10 protein-coding genes and 2 pseudogenes are annotated in these 16,327 nt (G+C 62.7%); 9 read left to right on the top strand and 3 right to left on the bottom strand.

Annotation, left to right across the window (positions count from 1 at the left end; all coding sequences use genetic code 11):
- Positions 1-29: 29 nt before the first annotated feature.
- The 4 genes and pseudogenes from CXR29_RS03055 to CXR29_RS03040 all read left to right on the top strand — a co-directional run.
- A complete protein-coding gene (locus tag CXR29_RS03055; protein WP_009881616.1) occupies positions 30-821 on the top strand; it encodes an amino acid ABC transporter permease in 792 nt (263 codons plus the stop codon).
- A 6-nt stretch (positions 822-827) separates the two neighbouring features.
- Entirely contained in the window at positions 828-1,610 is a 783-nt protein-coding gene (locus CXR29_RS03050) for an amino acid ABC transporter ATP-binding protein (RefSeq protein ID WP_101554277.1), read from the top strand.
- A 1,207-nt stretch (positions 1,611-2,817) separates the two neighbouring features.
- A pseudogene (locus tag CXR29_RS03045) lies at positions 2,818-4,118 on the top strand (ISL3 family transposase).
- A gap of 197 nt (positions 4,119-4,315) precedes the next feature.
- Positions 4,316-4,453, top strand: a pseudogene (locus CXR29_RS03040) (amino acid ABC transporter ATP-binding protein); the annotation flags it as partial.
- A 15-nt stretch (positions 4,454-4,468) separates the two neighbouring features.
- Here the strand turns inward: CXR29_RS03040 and CXR29_RS03035 are convergent.
- Positions 4,469-5,485 (bottom strand): proline racemase family protein, encoded by a 1,017-nt coding sequence (locus CXR29_RS03035; RefSeq protein WP_127363855.1) that lies wholly within the window; start codon positions 5,483-5,485, stop codon positions 4,469-4,471.
- 12 nt (positions 5,486-5,497) lie between these two features.
- The gene (locus CXR29_RS03030) at positions 5,498-8,320 is read right to left on the bottom strand and encodes an aminotransferase class I/II-fold pyridoxal phosphate-dependent enzyme (RefSeq protein ID WP_127363854.1); all 2,823 of its coding nucleotides are present in this window, start codon (positions 8,318-8,320) and stop codon (positions 5,498-5,500) included.
- A gap of 174 nt (positions 8,321-8,494) precedes the next feature.
- On the opposite strand from CXR29_RS03030, the gene CXR29_RS03025 reads away from it, so the two are divergent.
- The 5 genes from CXR29_RS03025 (at position 8,495) to CXR29_RS03005 (ending at position 14,837) form a co-directional block, all read left to right on the top strand.
- Positions 8,495-10,216: a thiamine pyrophosphate-dependent enzyme gene (locus tag CXR29_RS03025; RefSeq protein WP_127363853.1), complete on the top strand. Its 1,722-nt coding sequence runs from the start codon at positions 8,495-8,497 to the stop codon at positions 10,214-10,216.
- Positions 10,217-10,285: 69 nt separating this feature from the next.
- Entirely contained in the window at positions 10,286-11,917 is a 1,632-nt protein-coding gene (locus tag CXR29_RS03020; protein WP_127363852.1) for an amidohydrolase, read from the top strand.
- Between the two features lie 308 nt (positions 11,918-12,225).
- On the top strand, positions 12,226-13,293 hold the full coding sequence (locus tag CXR29_RS03015; RefSeq protein WP_127363682.1) for an IS110 family RNA-guided transposase: 1,068 nt from the start codon (positions 12,226-12,228) through the stop codon (positions 13,291-13,293).
- 102 nt (positions 13,294-13,395) lie between these two features.
- Positions 13,396-13,962, top strand: a complete 567-nt coding sequence (locus CXR29_RS03010) for a helix-turn-helix domain-containing protein (RefSeq protein WP_127363851.1) — start codon at positions 13,396-13,398, stop codon at positions 13,960-13,962.
- Positions 13,959-14,837, top strand: coding sequence for an IS3 family transposase (locus CXR29_RS03005; RefSeq protein ID WP_115614055.1), 879 nt, complete (start codon positions 13,959-13,961; stop codon positions 14,835-14,837). Before CXR29_RS03010 ends, CXR29_RS03005 begins: the two co-directional genes overlap by 4 nt.
- A 66-nt stretch (positions 14,838-14,903) precedes the next feature.
- On the opposite strand, the gene CXR29_RS03000 is transcribed toward CXR29_RS03005, so the two are convergent.
- Complete coding sequence (locus tag CXR29_RS03000) at positions 14,904-16,268, bottom strand: aspartate aminotransferase family protein (RefSeq protein WP_127363850.1); 1,365 nt, start codon at positions 16,266-16,268, stop codon at positions 14,904-14,906.
- Between the last annotated feature and the right edge of the window lie 59 nt (positions 16,269-16,327).

The following is a 16,327-nucleotide window of genomic DNA, read 5'->3' as shown; positions in this document are numbered from 1 at the left end:
CGGAACCGGGCCATAACTCTGGAGGCATCTTGGCTCTCAGCGTGCGTCAACGCCAACGTACGTCGCAAGGAATTCAATACGGAATTCTCATCGTCGCCGTTCTCGTCGCCGTGATCTTCGCGGACTGGAAGACGATCTACCTCAAATTCTTCAACCCTGATGTGATCGCCGCTCAGTTCCCTGAGATCATCACCACCGCACTCTTCAACACGATCATCTACACGGCGCTCGGCTTCGTCCTGGCGTTGTCCCTGGGCATCCTGCTGGCACTGATGAAGATCTCCTCGGTCGCCCCGTATCGATGGATTGCCACTGGTTATATTGAACTGTTCCGCGGGTTGCCGGCACTCATAGTCTTCCTCGCTTTCGGCTACGCGGTCCCTTATGCCTTCGGCATTCGGATGGACACGTATGTCACGGTCATGCTGGCCCTCGGCATCGTCGAGTCTGCCTATATCGCAGAGACCCTGCGCGCTGGCCTTCAGGCCGTGCCCAAGGGCCAGTTTGAGGCGGCACGATCATTGGGCATGTCCCATTCGCGCGCAATGATCACCATCGTCATCCCACAGGCGTTCCGTATCATCCTTCCGCCTCTGACCAACGAGATCATCCTCATGACCAAGGATTCGTCCTTGATCTACATCCTCGGCCTCACCGCCGCGCAGTATGAGCTCACGAAGTTCGGCCGCGAAGCGATTTCCAATCCGGAAGCCGGACTCACCCCACTGGTCGTCGCCGGCGTCTGCTACCTGATCATCACCATCCCTCTGGGCATGCTCGCCCGTCGGTTCGAATCCCGCACAGCCAAGATCAAGAAGTAGGTAGACATGTCGATCACATCAAGTCCTGTCGGCGAGATCCATGCCGAAGGCTGCACGATCACAGACCTCCACAAGTCCTATGGCTCGGTCGAGGTCCTCAAGGGAATCAACCTGAAGGTGGAACCAGGGCAAGTCGTCTGTCTGATCGGACCGTCCGGGTCCGGCAAGTCGACCCTGCTGCGCTGCGTCAATCTGCTCGAACAGCCGAACTCGGGCACGATCACCGTCGCAGGATACAAAGCCACGGACCCGGATGTCGAGGTCAACAGACTGCGCCGCCACGTCGGAATGGTCTTCCAGTCGTTCAATCTCTTCCCTCACCTCACGGTCGTGGACAACTGCACGATCTCACAACGGCGCGTGCTCAAACGCGACACCGCGGCAGCGCAGAAGATCGCCCTCGACCGCCTCGACCAAGTAGGGCTGGCGTCGTTCGCCGACCGTTACCCTGATCAGCTCTCCGGCGGTCAGCAGCAGCGTGTGGCGATTGCGAGGGCACTTTCGATGGACCCGAGCCTCATGCTCTTCGACGAGCCGACATCGGCACTCGACCCGGAGACCGTCGGAGACGTTCTGCAGGTCATGCGCAAGCTCGCCGAGGCGGGGATGACGATGGTCGTCGTCACCCACGAGATGGAGTTCGCCCGGCAGGTCGCTGACCGTGTAGTCTTCATGGACGGCGGAGTCGTCGTCGAGGAGGGCCCTGCCAAAGACGTCATCGGCAATCCACAGGAGCAGCGGACGAAGGACTTCCTCTTCCGCGTCCTCCATCCCGGCCAGCCAAGCTAAGACGCTGGGACCACGCATCACAAGATACCGAGTCACGAAATCTGCAGAACCTCACCGAGGTGATGAACTAGACATACTCCCGCATCAACTTGGCACGTTAAATACACTCACTGCCAACGGCGCCTGAAGGCGGGCAGAGCTTCTCACGCGATCGGGAACTGCATATTAAAGGGGCCCGCGCCGGAGCGCTATGGCAGTCTTCGGTTGCCCCGAGTTCATTAGCTCACCCTTCCGGCAAAATTGCCCGGGCGACGCGTCACCCGTTCCCAACACAAAGGAATGCGATGAACTGACGTGGCGCATGCAACTTCGGAAACGATAACTGTTCAGTTCACCATAGAATCAAGCTAGAGAATGGCATCCAACAAGATCGACTTCACAGCCTCGCTCCAGACAGGAATACACATTGCTACATCCAGCAACCGAACAAGCTATCTACATAGTGAGATAGGTAAGTATATAACGCTTCACCTGCGCCGATTTCCCCTAACCGCTGGGATGGTTCACCCGCATCATGCAACTCGAATCAGCGACCGTCAGAGCATGTTCTCGGGCAGTGAAATTGGCACCGGAAGAACCGCTTGAAATTGACCGCACCCCCCTTGCATCGGCGACTGCTATCGGTTAGAGTTCCTAAACATACCGAATGTGATTGACATCACATTATCGAATCCACTAGGGGTTAAGATGAAGCGAATTGCAGTCGCCATAACCACAGCTGCGCTTGTAGCTGGCATCGGTATTGCCATACCGGCAACGCCCGCAACTGCGGCAAGCTGGCATACAAGCCATTTAATGCGCAGCAAAGCTGAGTGCGAACGGACTCGAATTGCACATGTAAACAGGGGTGACAAAACCCGACCGTGTCGTGGGGGATACGCTGGCGTTGACCTCTGGTTCTTTCAGTACTATAGCTAAGGGCGACTCCCAGCAGGCAGGGCCTGCATATGGTATTGAGACATTGAACCTCTTCAGGAGTATAGATATTCACCAATGCTTTCAGTTGAAAGAATCTGTAGACACAACAGCAAGATGATTCAATATCTTCCTACAGAATGAGGATAGTTGGACTTTAACCGAGTGTCATCAGTTCAAATCTGGCTCTTCGCAGTTGAGGGTGTAGAACCGGTGCGCGTCGCTACACAGAAATAGGTCGAGGCCTTTCGAAGATGGAATTTCCTAGACAAACCATCCGAAAGACCTCGACGTGCACCACCTTACGTTCTCCACCCCTGACCTCACCACGTTCTGCCACCTCGACACACTCGGCCTGCACTGCACGGGCCAACACGTCACCGATTCAGAAACAGTTCTCCTGTGCACCCCAACCACTGACGATGAGTGGTGCCACCGATGCGGCGGACATGGCCGGCCCCGCGATACTGTGACCCGGAAATTGGCTCACGAACCCTTCGGGCACCGTCCCACCACCCTGCTCATCCGACTCCGTCGCTACAAGTGCGAACTCTGTGGGCGCGTGTGGCGCCATGACACCGACCAAGCAGCCCCAGCCAGGGCCAAGATCTCGCGCACCGGACTCGCATGGGCTTTGAAAGCACTCGTTGTCGATCACGCCACGATCTCCGTCATCGCGGCCAAGCTCGCTGTATCCTGGCACACCGCTAATGACGCGATCCTGGCCGAAGGACATCGGGCTCTCATCGACGATCCTTCCCGGTTCGATAACGTGAGCGTCATCGGCGTCGACGAACATGTCTGGCGGCACACCAGACGGGGTGACAAGTACGTGACCGTGATCATCGATCTCACCCCGATCCGCGATCAGACAGGACCAGCGAGATTGCTGGACATGGTTGAGGGACGATCGAAGGCCGTGTTCAATCGTGGCTGGCCCGGCAGTCGAAGGCCTTCCGCGATGGAATCGAGGTCGTGGCGATGGATGGGTTCACCGGGTTCAAGACCGCTGCTGTCGAAGAGCTGCCGGCCGCGGTGGAAGTGATGGATCCCTTCCATGTCGTCAAGCTCGCCGGGGACAGTCTGGACGAGGTCCGCAGGCGTGTTCAGCAGGAAACGACCGGGCACCGCGGGAAGAAGGGCGACCCGTTGTATCAGGCCCGGCGGACTCTGCACACCGGGTGTCAGTTACTCACCGAGCGGCAGCAGCAACGGATCGTCGCTCTCTTTGCTGATGAGAATCATGCTGATGTGGAGGTGACCTGGAGCGTGTTCCAAGACATCAGCACCGCCTACCGCAACCCGGACCGAACCGCGGGGAAGAAGTCGCTGCAGTCGATCATCGACTCCATCTCGTCCGGGGTGCCTGCTGGTCTTGTTGAGCTGCGCCGGCTGGGGCGGACGTTGAAGAAGCGGGCTATGGATGTGTTGGCGTATTTCGATCGGCCGGGGACGTCGAACGGTCCGACGGAAGCATTGAACGGCAGGCTGGAACACCTACGTGGATCGGCGCTGGGGTTCCGGAACCTCACCCACTACATCGCCCGAAGCTTGCTCGAGACGGGAGGATTCAGACCCCGATTACACCCCTAACTGCGAAGAGCCTCAAATCTACCCTCCCAACAAATTCAGTTAATCGCGGGGGGTGGGATACAGAAGTCTGTATCCCACCCACCCACATCAGCGTCTCCCCAAAATCTGAAGTCGGACCTCCCAAGAAGAGGGTCAAACCTGGTTGTCTCTCCGACAGTCAGAATCCGCGAGTCTCGATTGCTCAATCTCTGAGTTCAGTCGCGAACACCATGGTCTTCATGGACGGCGGAGTCGTCGTCGAAGCCGGACCGGCCAAGGACGTCATCGGTAACCCGCAGGAACAGCGGACGAAGGACTTCCTCTCCCGCGTCCTCCACCCCGGCCAGCTGGGATAGCCGCGGGCCGCAGGCTCAGAGTGTGAAGCCGGCGGGGAACGGGTCGCTGGGGTCGAGCATGAACTGCGAGGTCGCAATCAGCCAGGCGCTGCCGGTGATCGTCGGCACCACAGCCACATGCTCGCCGACTCTCGTCTCCTCTATCAGCCGTCCGGTGAACGAGGTGCCGATGAAGCACTCGTTGACGAAATCCGTGTTCAGGCCCAGCTGTCCGCGGGCGTGCCGGACGGCCATGAGTGCGCTCGTGCCTGTGCCGCCGGGCGACCGGTCGAGCCAGCCGGGATGGTTGATGAGCACATGGCGGGCATCCGGCGCTTCGCCATCGGGTCCGGGCTCCGTCGGCGGCGTCAGGAACACGACGTGCTCGCAGCCGCGGTACCCAGTCTCCGGATGCACGGGGTCGAGCTGCTCATTGACGGCAGCCATGATCTCGCGACCGGCGGCGATGAAGTCCTCAGCCCGGTCACGCTCGAAGGGGATGCCGACGTCGGCGGCGGAGACGAAGGCGTAGAAGTTCCCACCGAAGCCGATATCGCATGACAGCCTCCCCCGACCCGGCACCTCGACGGACTGGTCGAGGGCGTGCGCATACGAGGCGACGTTGACGATGGTCACCGACTCGGCACGACCGTCCCGGACGACCACCTCGGCGGTGATGAGCCCGATCGGGGCGTCGAGGCGCACGGTCGTGACGGGCGAGGTCACCGGCACCATTCCCGTCTCGACCAGGACGGTCGCCACGGCGATCGTGCCGGCCCCGCACATCGGCAGCACCCCGGTCACCTCGATGAAGAGCACTCCCCAATCAGCGTCGGCACGAGTCGGCGGCTGCAGGATCGCTCCCGAGAGCCACCCGTGGCCGCGGGGTTCACACATGAGAAAGGTCCGCAGATCGTCGGAGTTCTCGATGAACCACTCCCGGCGTTCGGCCATGGGCTCACCGGGGAATGGTCCCACTCCCCCGGTGACGACGCGGACGGGCAGCCCCTCGGTGTGGGCTTCGACGGTCTGGATGAGACGGTTGGTCTGCACGGCCGATCTCGCTCAGCTCTCCAGGACCTCTTTGAGGATGACGCGGTAGCCCTGGCGGGTGTCATAGCCGTGGATCTCACGGGTGTCGAGAGCCGACATGAAGTCGAGCACCTCAGCAGTGATGACCTGACCGGGCACAAGCACCGGGAATCCGGGCGGGTACGGAGTGACGAATCCGGCCGAGACCGGCTGTTCCCCGTTCTCGACCCGGCGTCGCAGCTCATGTGGGAGCACGTGCTCGATGTTCTGGCGACGCAGACCCGCATAGTAGGCGGTGCGCAGGTCGCCGTCGGGCAGCTGCTTCGACGGATCCTCGGCGGGCACCTCGGCGGCGTAGTCAGGGGCGAAGGCCGAGAAGTCGGGCAGCGGAGGCATCACCGCGGCCGGTTCGGTCAGCGCATCCTGCTCCTGGAGCTCATGCGGATCATTGAACTTCCCCGCCAGCTTGACCAGCACCTCGATGAGGTAGGCCACGGCCGAGCGCGAGGTGCCGATGTTCGTCATGAACAGCACCGTGTTCCGGCTCGTCTTGTTCACCTGGATGCCGTAGCGGTCCATGAGGTGTTCGTGCTTGAACGTGTCCCCGTCGACTCCCGTGCCCGAGATCTCGACGGTGATGCGGCTGGGATCGACGACGAACTCATCGCGGACCCAGGCATTCCACATCGTGGAGAGCCCATCGCGCAGCGGCATCGTCCGTTCGGTGACCCGATATTCCTCGGGGATGAGGTCGGCGGCGGTGAGCACCTTGAACGTCTTCTTCAGCAGAGGATGTCTGGCGATCGCCGAGGACAGGCTCATCGCCAGGTCGAGCTGCTTCTGCACGAGTGCGAAGCCCTCCATCTCCACCTGCCTGCGACCGAGGTCGAGGGAGGCGAGGATCTGATAGTTCGGCGACGTCGAGGTGTGCGTCATGTACGCCTCGTGGAAGGCCTCCTCGGCGCCGGAGGAGAACTCCTGATCGTAGACGTGGATCATCGAACCCTGGCGCAGCGCGGTCAGCGTCTTATGCGTCGACTGGGTCGCGTACACCCGGATCGTCGCGTCCGGCGGCAGCAGCAGGTCCTCCTCCAGCCACACCGAATCGGGGGCGGGAGCCCCGGTCTCCGGATCGAATAGGCGCTTGCGCTGCTCTCGGTACGCGGCGGCGTGGGCATTGGTGTCCAGCGTCTCCTCGAGTCGTTCGGCAGCGACCATGGCGGTGCGTTTGCGGGTGACCGGGTGGAACCGTGCGAAGGCGAACCAGGCCTCGTCCCAGAGGAAGACGAGGTCGGGTTTGATCGCCAGGCATTCCGACATGACCTTGTACGGGTCGTAGACGATCCCGTCGAAGGTGCAGTTGGTCAGGGTGATCATCCGCACCTCATCGAGGCGACCGGCCGCACGGTAGTCGAGCAGGAGCTGCTTGATCCGGTTCAACGGCACCGCACCGTAGAAAGCGACATCGTTGAGCGGGTACGCCTCGAGGTAGGCGGTGCGCGCACCGGTGAGCATGAGCGCATGGTGGTGGGACTTATGGCAGTTGCGGTCGACCATGACGACCTCGTCGGGTGAGACAACGGCCTGGTGGACGATCTTGTTCGCCGTCGACGTCCCGTTCGTGACGAAGTAGGTGCGTTTGGCACCGTAGGCCCGGGCGGCCAGCAGCTGCGCCTTCTTCAGGGTCTTCACCGGCGCCAACAGAGAGTCCAACTCGCCCGAGGTGGCACTGGACTCGGCCAACAGCAGGTTGAGGCCGTAGAAGTCGACGAAGTCCCCGATCCATTTCGATCCGACGACCGAACCGCCGCGAGAGACAGGCAGTGCGTGGAAGACGCCGGCCGGGCGCCGCGCATGCTCCCGGATCGCATCGAAGAAGGGGGTGTCGTAGAGATGCTGAGCGCGGCGCAGCAGGGACAGATGGAGTTCGAACTGGTCCTCGCGGCGGAAGACGCGACGGAACCGGTGCGTCAGGGCCCCGGCGAGGCTTTCGATGTGCGCACCTGCCATGAGGTAGAGATCGAGTTCGGGACGCAGGTTCGCGAGCGTATCGGCCAGCCGCAGCACCCGTCGCACCGAGTTCAGCGGGCTCATCGGACCGGTGGGGGACGCCTTCGTCGTCTCGTGGGCAAACGCCACGGCATCGCGCAGGTCACGACTGAGGACCTCACGGGTGTGGTCGGTGAAGCCGGGGCGGATGACGCAGGCGAGCAGGTTCGGGTTCGTCAGTGCCGCTGCGACGGCGTCGTCGGCGGTCGGGACGATGACGTAGTCGTAGATGAACTGGTCGGTGGGGTTGCGGAGCCTGAGCAGATCGGAATGGAGTTCGTCGCGACCGCCTTCGGTGGTTTCGTCGACGATGAGGACCTCGAAGCGAGGACGGGAATCCTGCCGATCCTTGAGTTCGGCGCGCTCGTCCTCGGTCAGGTCGTCCTCGCCGACATCGGGCACCGTGGTTCCGCGCAGCCGGTTGACCGCCCGCGTGATCATGTCGTGGGCCCGGTCGAACTCCCCACCCGAGAGCAGGTCGGTGATCTCTTCGACATAGCGCTGCCCGAAGCCGCCCCAGTAGAGTTCGATCGTCCGCAGTGAACGCAGGGACCGCCAGACTTCCCCGTCCTCGGCGATCATCGAGAAGTCCCCTCCGCTGGCGGCCAGCCGCTTGATCGCGAACTTGAGGTACTCCCAGGCATCCGAGCGCAGTCGCCAGGTGCTCGCAGGCATCCCCGGGTCGCGTTCGAGATTGGCCTTGCGCGGCTTCGACTGGAATCCTGCTCGCCTGCGCCCACCAGGACCACCGTCGCCGGTGGTGGAGATCGCCGAAGCCGATGGATGGTCGGAGTCGATGCCGGTCATGCGTGAGCCTCCTGGCTGTCAGTCGTCGTTCGTCGCCGGAACGGAGACGCGTCCCTGCTCACGGGCTCAGGCGGAGAGCCGCACTGATTCCGTTGTTGCACGATCATACGACCTTGCGGGTCCGAATGGGTCCGACGGTGACCGAATGAGACAAAAGAATGATAAGCATGGGGTATGGACACCTCCGCGTCTCTTACTGCAGGTCATCTCATCGTCGAGGAACTCGAAGCACACGGAGTCTCGCGTACCTATCTGGTTCCCGGCGAGTCGTATCTCGATGTCATCGACGGTCTCCGCGATTCGTCGATCACCCCGATCGTCTGCCGCCAGGAGGGCGGGGCCGCATATATGGCCGTCGCCGAGGGGCGGATGACCGGAGTGCCCGGAATCGCCCTGGTCACCCGTGGCCCCGGCGCTGCGAACGTCAAGGTCGGCGTCCACACCGCATTCCAGGATGCGACCCCGCTCGTCGTCTTCGTCGGCCTCATCCCCACCAATCATCGCGGCCGCGAATCCTTCCAGGAGTTCGATCTGAACGGCTGGTTCTCCTCGACCGCGAAGAAGGTGCTCACCCTCGATGACCCCGACAAGGCCGCCGAGGTGGTCGTCGACGCCATGCACACCGCCGTGACCGGGCGACCCGGTCCCGTCATCGTCGGTCTGCCCGAAGAGGTCCTTGTCCGCCCGAGTTCGGGGACGGTGCTGGCCCCACGTGTGCACGGTTCGGCCTCACCGTATGCCGGGGACGTCACGGAGCTGCGTGCCCGCATCACCGCCGCCGACCGTCCCGTGCTCATCATCGGCGGCGAGGACTGGTCCCCGTCGACCTCGCGGCGCATCGCCCAATGGTCACGCGACCGCGGCCTCGGCGTGCTCGGCACCTTCCGTGCCTATGACGGCATCGACCATGACAGTCCGAACTTCCTCGGCATCTTGGGCTATGGTGCGTCCCCCGTGGCCAAGCGCACCCTCGCCGAGGCAGACCTGCACATCTACTTGGGCTGCGTCCGCACCGATGTGGCCACCGACGGGTTCACGAACGGCGTCGACCAGCGCACCGTCGTCATCGGCCCCGATGCCGATGCGCACGGCCATTTCGGTCGTCTCGACCAGCACATCGTCACCTCGGTGAGCCGGTTCGCCCAATCCCTGTTCACCGAGGAGGGCACCCGCACCTATTCGGTCTCCTCCGACGGGTCGATCGACGAACCGCCGCTCGGTGATGACCTGTCCGAAGCAGCCGGGGATGCTGTGCCGCTGCCGGATTGGGTCGCCGAGGCCCGGGCCGAGCTCGAGGCGTGGCGGAAACCGCAGGTGGCAGATTCCGGGTCGGCCGCCTCGGCGGGGTTCGTCGACATGGACGAAGCATTCGTCCATGTGCACGACCTGCTGCCGGACGACGCGATCATCACCTACGGGGCGGGGAACTTCTCCGGCTGGGCGACCAGATTCCTGCCCACGCACGGTTTCCCCTCGGCGCTGGGCCCGCGCAACGGATCGATGGGATTCGGTCTGCCGGCCGCCGTCGCCGCCGCGCTCGTCCATCCGGAACGGTCCGTGTTCTGCATCGCAGGCGACGGGGATTTCCTCATGAACGGGCAGGAGATGGCCACGGCCGTCCAGTACGGCGCGAATATCACAGTGGTGCTGAACGACAATTCGGTCTACGGCACGATCCGCGGTCATCAGGACCGCGAATATCCGGGCCGGGCCACGGCCACGGCACTTGAGAATCCGGACTTCGCAGCCATGGCCACGGCGTTCGGCGGGCTCGGCATCCGCGTCGAGCGGACCGTCGACTTCCGCGACGCCTTCGAAAAGGCTCTGGCCCACAAGGGGCTCTCGCTCGTCCACTGCATCACGGATCCGACCGTTCGCGGGGCGCGCCTGCCGTGAACGGGCCGGTGCGAGCTGCGGGTGTGAACGGTGGAGCGGCAGTCGTGCGAATCTGACTAAGGTGGCTCTATGAGAATCGACGCGATCTTCACCGACCTCGACGCCTACACGCTTGATCCGACGCGCCCGCGGGCGCAGAAGATCGGGGTGTGGGGCAACCGGATCATCGGCTTCGACGAGGAGCTCGACGGCATCGACGCCGATCGGGTCGAGTCCTTGGGCGGGGCGACGGTGCTGCCGGGCTTCAACGACGTCCACTGTCACACGACGTGGTTCGGTCTCACCCTGGCCTCGGTCGATGTCACGGCGCTGCCCGGCGGTCTGCCCGATGTCTATGCGGCGCTCGAGAAGGCCGCGGCGACGACTCCGTCCGGGGAGTGGATCGAAGCCACGGGGTACGCCCACCGTGACTACGACGGGCAGTATCCGGACTTGGGCCGTCTTGACGAGATCACCGGGGATCGTCCCCTGTTCATGCGGCAGACGTCCGGTCACGCCGCGATCGCCAACACCGAGGCGATGCGTCGGGCCGGGATCCTGGACCCCGATTTCGAGGAGCCGGTCGGCGGGAAGGTCGTGCGTGACGCGGCCGGTCATCCGACGGGGCTGATCGAAGAGACCGCGCAGACGCTGGTGCAGGATCTCATCCGTCCGTATTCGCTCGACACCGTCGTCGACGCCCTCGATCTGGCGACGGCCTACTATGCGAAGGAGGGCATCACGTCCTTCGGCGAATGCGGAATCGCCTACGGTTGGATCGGCCACTCCCCCATCGAGATCAGCGGCTACCTGCGGGCTCGGGAAGAGGGCAAGCTGCGGGCGCGGGCTCAGCTCATGCCGCAGGCCGACGGGCTGCACCCGATCGCGGCGAACTCCGCCGACGGGTTCGGCATCGGTCTGGATGCGGGACTGCGCACCGGCCTCGGCGATGATCTCATCTCGATCGGGCCCGTGAAGTTCTTCATGGATGGTGCCTTGTCCGGCGAGACCGCGGCGCTGCGGGAGAACTATGCGGGCAAGGACCACCCCGGTTATCTGCAGGACGACGCGGAGGTGCTGCGTCAGCAGATACTGGACACCTATGCCTCCGGGTGGTCGCTGGCCGTGCACGCCATCGGTGATGCCGCCGTGGATGCCGCGGTCGCCAACATCGTCGAGGCGCAGACGCGCTATGGCCGCCGGGCGGTGCCCAACCGGATCGAGCATGCCGCATTGGTCCATGACGAGCACCTGGCGACGCTGGCCGAGCACGGTATCGTCGTCACCCCGCAGGCGGCGTTCGCCGACGGCATCGGGGACGGGATGAATGCTTCGCTCGGCCCGGACCGCCGGCACCTGATCTACCGGGCGAAGTCGTTCGTCGATGCGGGTGTGCCGATGGCCGGCAGCTCTGACCGCCCGTGCGCCGACGGGAATGTGCTGCGCGGAATCGAAGCCTTCGTCACCCGCAGGACCCGGGGCGGGGATGTCATGGGCTCGGCTGCCGAAGCCTTGAGCGTCGATGAGGCGATCGCGGCCTACACGGTCGATGCGGCAAAGGCCTCGGGTCAGGGCGCGGACAAGGGAACACTGAGCCGAGGCAAACTCGCCGACTTCGTCGCCCTGGACACCCACCCGGCAAACGTCGCGGCGGACGAGATCGCAAAGATCCCCGTCAAGGCCACGATCTTAGGCGGTCATTACACCCACCAATCCCCCTAATTGCTACTGTGAGTATTGATAGTGGCTGGTCTGGGACTGGCTGGCAGAGTAGGAACTGACCGTCTCATCGATCATCATGACTCTAATTGCTATTGACTCCAACGATGTCCTCGTCGGGATTTGTCTGATGATTGGTGGGCGGTCGGCACCGGCTCGGCCCACATCGATAACTTGATCAGAAGGTTGTCCGTTCCTGACCGAACGTGACTCATCACAGTAGTGTTTCGACGTGACTATCTCCCGGACCGGAGCCGACCGTTCGACGGTCGGACCTCATCCGTTCCGACACAGGAGAAGCACGAACCGTCATGACTATCATCTCGCATTTATACGCGTTTGTCGTTGGCGTCGACACCCACGCGAAGAACCACGTCTACAGTGTGCTCACCAAGTCTGGTGAGCACGTCGATACTGCCACGTTCCCGACGACCAAAGCCGGCATCAAACGAGCCCTGACGTGGGCCGGGCGTCGTACCGGCGGGGACCTTGAGACCCTGTGGGTGATCGAGGGTATCGGCACGTACGGAGCGATCCTGGCCGATCATGTCGCCGAGGCAGGCTATACGGTCGCCGAGGCCGCGAGCATGAATGCTCGCGACCGGCATGCCACGGGCAAGGACGACCGGATCGATGCCCGACGGATCGCTGGCGCGGTCCTGTCGATGGATGAGTCGCGGCTGCGGTTTCCCCGGCAGGCTGATGGGCCGCGTCAGGGACTGCGGATCTTGGTCAAGGCGCGGGAGTCCATGACTCGGGAGAAGACCCGGACGATCAATGCGCTCACTGCGCTGTTGCGTGGTCAGGACCTCGGTGTCGATGCGCGTCGGAAATTGTCGATGGTCACGATCCAGACGGTGGCGAAGTGGCGGATCAGGGACGAGTCTGTGGCACTGACCGAGGCTCGTCGGGAAGCCATCCGGTTAGCCAAACGTGTCGTCGAGCTCGATGCCGAAATCAAGGACTACGCCGCCCGGATCGAGGCCTTGGTCAAGGCCAGTCCGGGGGCGGTGTTGTTGGCTGAGCCGGGGATTGGTCCGATCACTGCGGCTGTGTTCTACCTGGCGTGGTCGCATCATGGGCGGGTGCGTTCCGAGGCGGCGTTCGCGAAGTTGGCGGGGGTCTGTCCGATCCCGGCGTCGTCGGGGAATGTGGTGAGGTTCCGGCTGAATCGCAGTGGTGATCGTCGGTTGAATTCTGCGTTGTACATGGTGGCAGTCACGCGGCTTTCTCACCATAAGAAGTCCCAGGCGTACATGGCTAGACGGCTGAGTGAGGGGAAGACGAAGAAGGAGACGATCCGGTGTATGAAGCGTGCCTTGGCCCGCTCGGTGTATCGGATTCTCGAGGCCACGAACCCGATCGGTCAAGCCGCTTGACAGACATAGAAGGATCCTGACGGCGGCCCAGCAACCTCGCGCTGGAGTGGTCCCCAAAAGTTGGACTGTGATCAACACAAGCCAACTTGAAGGGACCATTCCATGCGTAAGGACTGTCTGATCACAGACGAACAAGCCAAAGCCGCGATCGAACTCTTCGACCAAGGGCACGGCTATGCCGCGACAGCCACGATGCTCGACGTCCACAAACCCTCACTCAAGCTCCTCCACGACCGGTGGCTGGTGCGTGGAACAATATCGGTCATGGAACCGCACCAGCGCCGCCGGATACCGGCAGAGACGAAGATCGCGACTGCGAAACGGTATCTCGATGGCGAACACAAAGTCGTTTTAGCCAAGGAGCTTGGTCTGGCCTCCTCGCGCACCGTGGTTGATTGGGCGAAGAAATACCGGGACAAGGGCGAAGACGCGTTCGCGACATCGCCGCCGGCCAAAGGCAAGACAGCACGGATGCGAGCCCTCGACAACGGTCAGGACCCGGATGCTGATCCGGCCCCATCCAAGCCAGACCTGATGGCGAGGAAGACTCGTGTCGAGGACATCAGCCTGGCCGAATATCGGCAGCTGCAAGACCAGCTGCTGCGGGCTGAAGCGGAGAACGCGTACTTGAAAAAACTTCGGGCCTTGAGGCAAAAAGGGCAGCTGTGAAAGCACGCATCGTTGCCAGTCTCAAGGCGGACTATCCACTGCCATTGCTGCTGCAGGTCGCGGGTTTGGCCCGGTCGACGTTCTTCTACCACCAGAAACGCTTCGACGTGAGACCCGACCCATACGCGCAGGTGAGAACACTCATCAAGGACATCTTCGAGAAGAGTCACAAACGCTATGGGCACCGCAAGATCTGGGCTGTCTTGGTCAAACAGGGCATCGCTATAGCGAAGAAGACCGTGCTGCGATTAATGCGTGACATGGGTCTGCAGACCGAGGTGCGGAAGAAGAAGTTCAACTCCCATCGCGGCACGGTCGGTGCCGTTGCTGACAACGTACTCAATCGGGAGTTCACCGCTGATGAACCGAATGAGAAATGGGTTTCTGACGTCACGGAATTCGCTGTTGAAGACAAGAAACTGTATCTGTCACCAGTGATCGATCTGTTCGATGCCGGTGTGGTGTCGTACTCGATGTCGACGTCACCGAACACGGCATTGACGAACGAGTCGCTGACGCAAGCCTGTCAGGGACTGCGTCCCGGGCAGACGCCGCTGGTGCATACCGATCAGGGGTTTCAGTATCAGCACGTGTCGTGGGCGTCGATCCTGGCCAAGCATGGTGCCACAGCGTCGATGTCGCGGAAGGGAAACTGCTGGGATAACGCGATGGCGGAGAACTTCTTCGGGCAGTTGAAGTCCGAGATGTTCTATCTGCAGAAATTCGACACGGTCGAGGACCTCAAGGCCGCGATCGATGAGTACATTCATTGGTATAACTACGAACGGATCTCGTCACGACTTGGCGGCCTTGCCCCGATGGAATATCGAAGCAAGACCGCCAAGGATGGTGAGCCTATTTACGAACTATGCTGACCTCACAGCAGTCCAACTTCTGGGGACCAGTCCACGCGAGGTTGCTGGGCCGCCGTCAGGTAGTAACTAGTGGGGGAAGTCTAAGTCGGTGAGGACCTTCTCGAAGACTCCGAGGCCGCGTTCGAGGTCCTCTTCGCTGATGTTGATCGGCGGGACCACGTGCAGCCGGTGGTAGTTGTTGAACGGGATGACGCCGTGTTCCTTCAGCGCCGCCACCACCGAGGCGACCTCGGGTGAGCCGCCGCCATAAGGGGCCAGCGGCTCCTTGGACTCCTTGTCCCAGACGAGCTCGATCGCCCAGAACGCTCCGATGCCGCGGACCTCGCCGACGTGCTTCGAATTCTCCGCGATCTGCCGCAGACGGGGTCCGATGATCGTCTCCCCGATGTGAGCGGCGTGTTCGATCATGCCCTCGTCGGCCATCGCGTTGATCGTCGCAACCGCCGCCGCGCACGCCAGCGGATGCCCGGAGTAGGTCAGCCCGCCGGGGTAGACGAGTTCGGCGAAGGTCTCGAAGATCGCATCGCTGATGATCACTCCGCCCAGCGGCACGTACCCCGAGTTCACGCCCTTGGCGAAGGTGATGAGATCGGGGACGATGTCGAAGTGTTCGAAGGCGAACCACTTGCCCGACCGTCCGAATCCGGCCATCACCTCGTCGGCGATGAGCACGATCCCGTGCTCGTCGCACAGCGCCCGCACACCCTGCATGTACTCGGGGCTGGGCACCATGATGCCGGCGGTGCCGGGAATGGATTCGAGGATGATCGCGGCGATCGTCGCCGGTCCCTCCAACTCGATGGTCCGACGCAGGTGCTGCAGCGCACGGTCGGTCTCTTCCGCCTCAGTGGTGGCGTGGAATTCCGAACGGTAGAGGAAGGGTCCGAAGAAGTGGACGACGCCCGATTCTCCGGTCTCGTTCTCCCACCGGCGCGGGTCACCGGTGACGTTGACGGCCGTCTGGGTTCCACCATGGTAGGACCGGTAGCGGGAGAGCACCTTCGTTCGCCCGGTGTACAGACGGGCCATGCGGATGGCGTGTTCGTTCGCGTCCGCTCCGCCGTTGGTGAAGAACACGTGGTCGAGCCCGCCTGGGGTGCGGTCGGTGATGAGGCGAGCTGCTTCGGAGCGGGCGGCGTTGACGGTGGCCGGGCTGATCGTGCACAGCACATCGGCTTGGTCCTTGATCGCGGCCACGACGGCCGGATGCTGGTGACCGATGTTCGTGTTCACCAGCTGCGAGGAGAAGTCGAGGAACTCACGACCCTCACCGTCGACGACCGTCGACCCGTGGGCGCGGGCGACGGTCGGCGGGTCGATGAGTCGCTGCGCCGACCACGAGTGGAACACGTGTGCTCGGTCGAGTTCACGAGCTCGGGCGGATTCGTCCTTGAGCGCTGCGAGGTCGATCTTGCCTGGTTGGTGCACCATTGTCACCCTTTCACTGAAATACCGGGGATGAGCGCGGAATCCGCGCCCGTGGGCTCATC

This window comes from Brevibacterium linens, assembly GCF_003999335.1.
Lineage (GTDB): Bacteria > Actinomycetota > Actinomycetes > Actinomycetales > Brevibacteriaceae > Brevibacterium > Brevibacterium linens.
The sequence above is the reverse complement of the archived record's forward strand: the minus strand, read 5'-3'. Positions and strand labels throughout refer to the sequence as shown.

Excerpts from the sequence above, each read along its gene's own strand:
- CXR29_RS03050 (WP_101554277.1), top strand. The coding sequence starts at position 828 with ATGTCGATCACATCAAGTCCTGTCGGCGAGATCCATGCCGAAGGCTGC.
- CXR29_RS03030 (WP_127363854.1), bottom strand. The coding sequence starts at position 8,320 with ATGACCGGCATCGACTCCGACCATCCATCGGCTTCGGCGATCTCCACC.
- CXR29_RS03025 (WP_127363853.1), top strand. The coding sequence starts at position 8,495 with ATGGACACCTCCGCGTCTCTTACTGCAGGTCATCTCATCGTCGAGGAA.
- CXR29_RS03020 (WP_127363852.1), top strand. The coding sequence starts at position 10,286 with ATGAGAATCGACGCGATCTTCACCGACCTCGACGCCTACACGCTTGAT.
- CXR29_RS03015 (WP_127363682.1), top strand. The coding sequence starts at position 12,226 with ATGACTATCATCTCGCATTTATACGCGTTTGTCGTTGGCGTCGACACC.
- CXR29_RS03010 (WP_127363851.1), top strand. The coding sequence starts at position 13,396 with ATGCGTAAGGACTGTCTGATCACAGACGAACAAGCCAAAGCCGCGATC.
- CXR29_RS03000 (WP_127363850.1), bottom strand. The coding sequence starts at position 16,268 with ATGGTGCACCAACCAGGCAAGATCGACCTCGCAGCGCTCAAGGACGAA.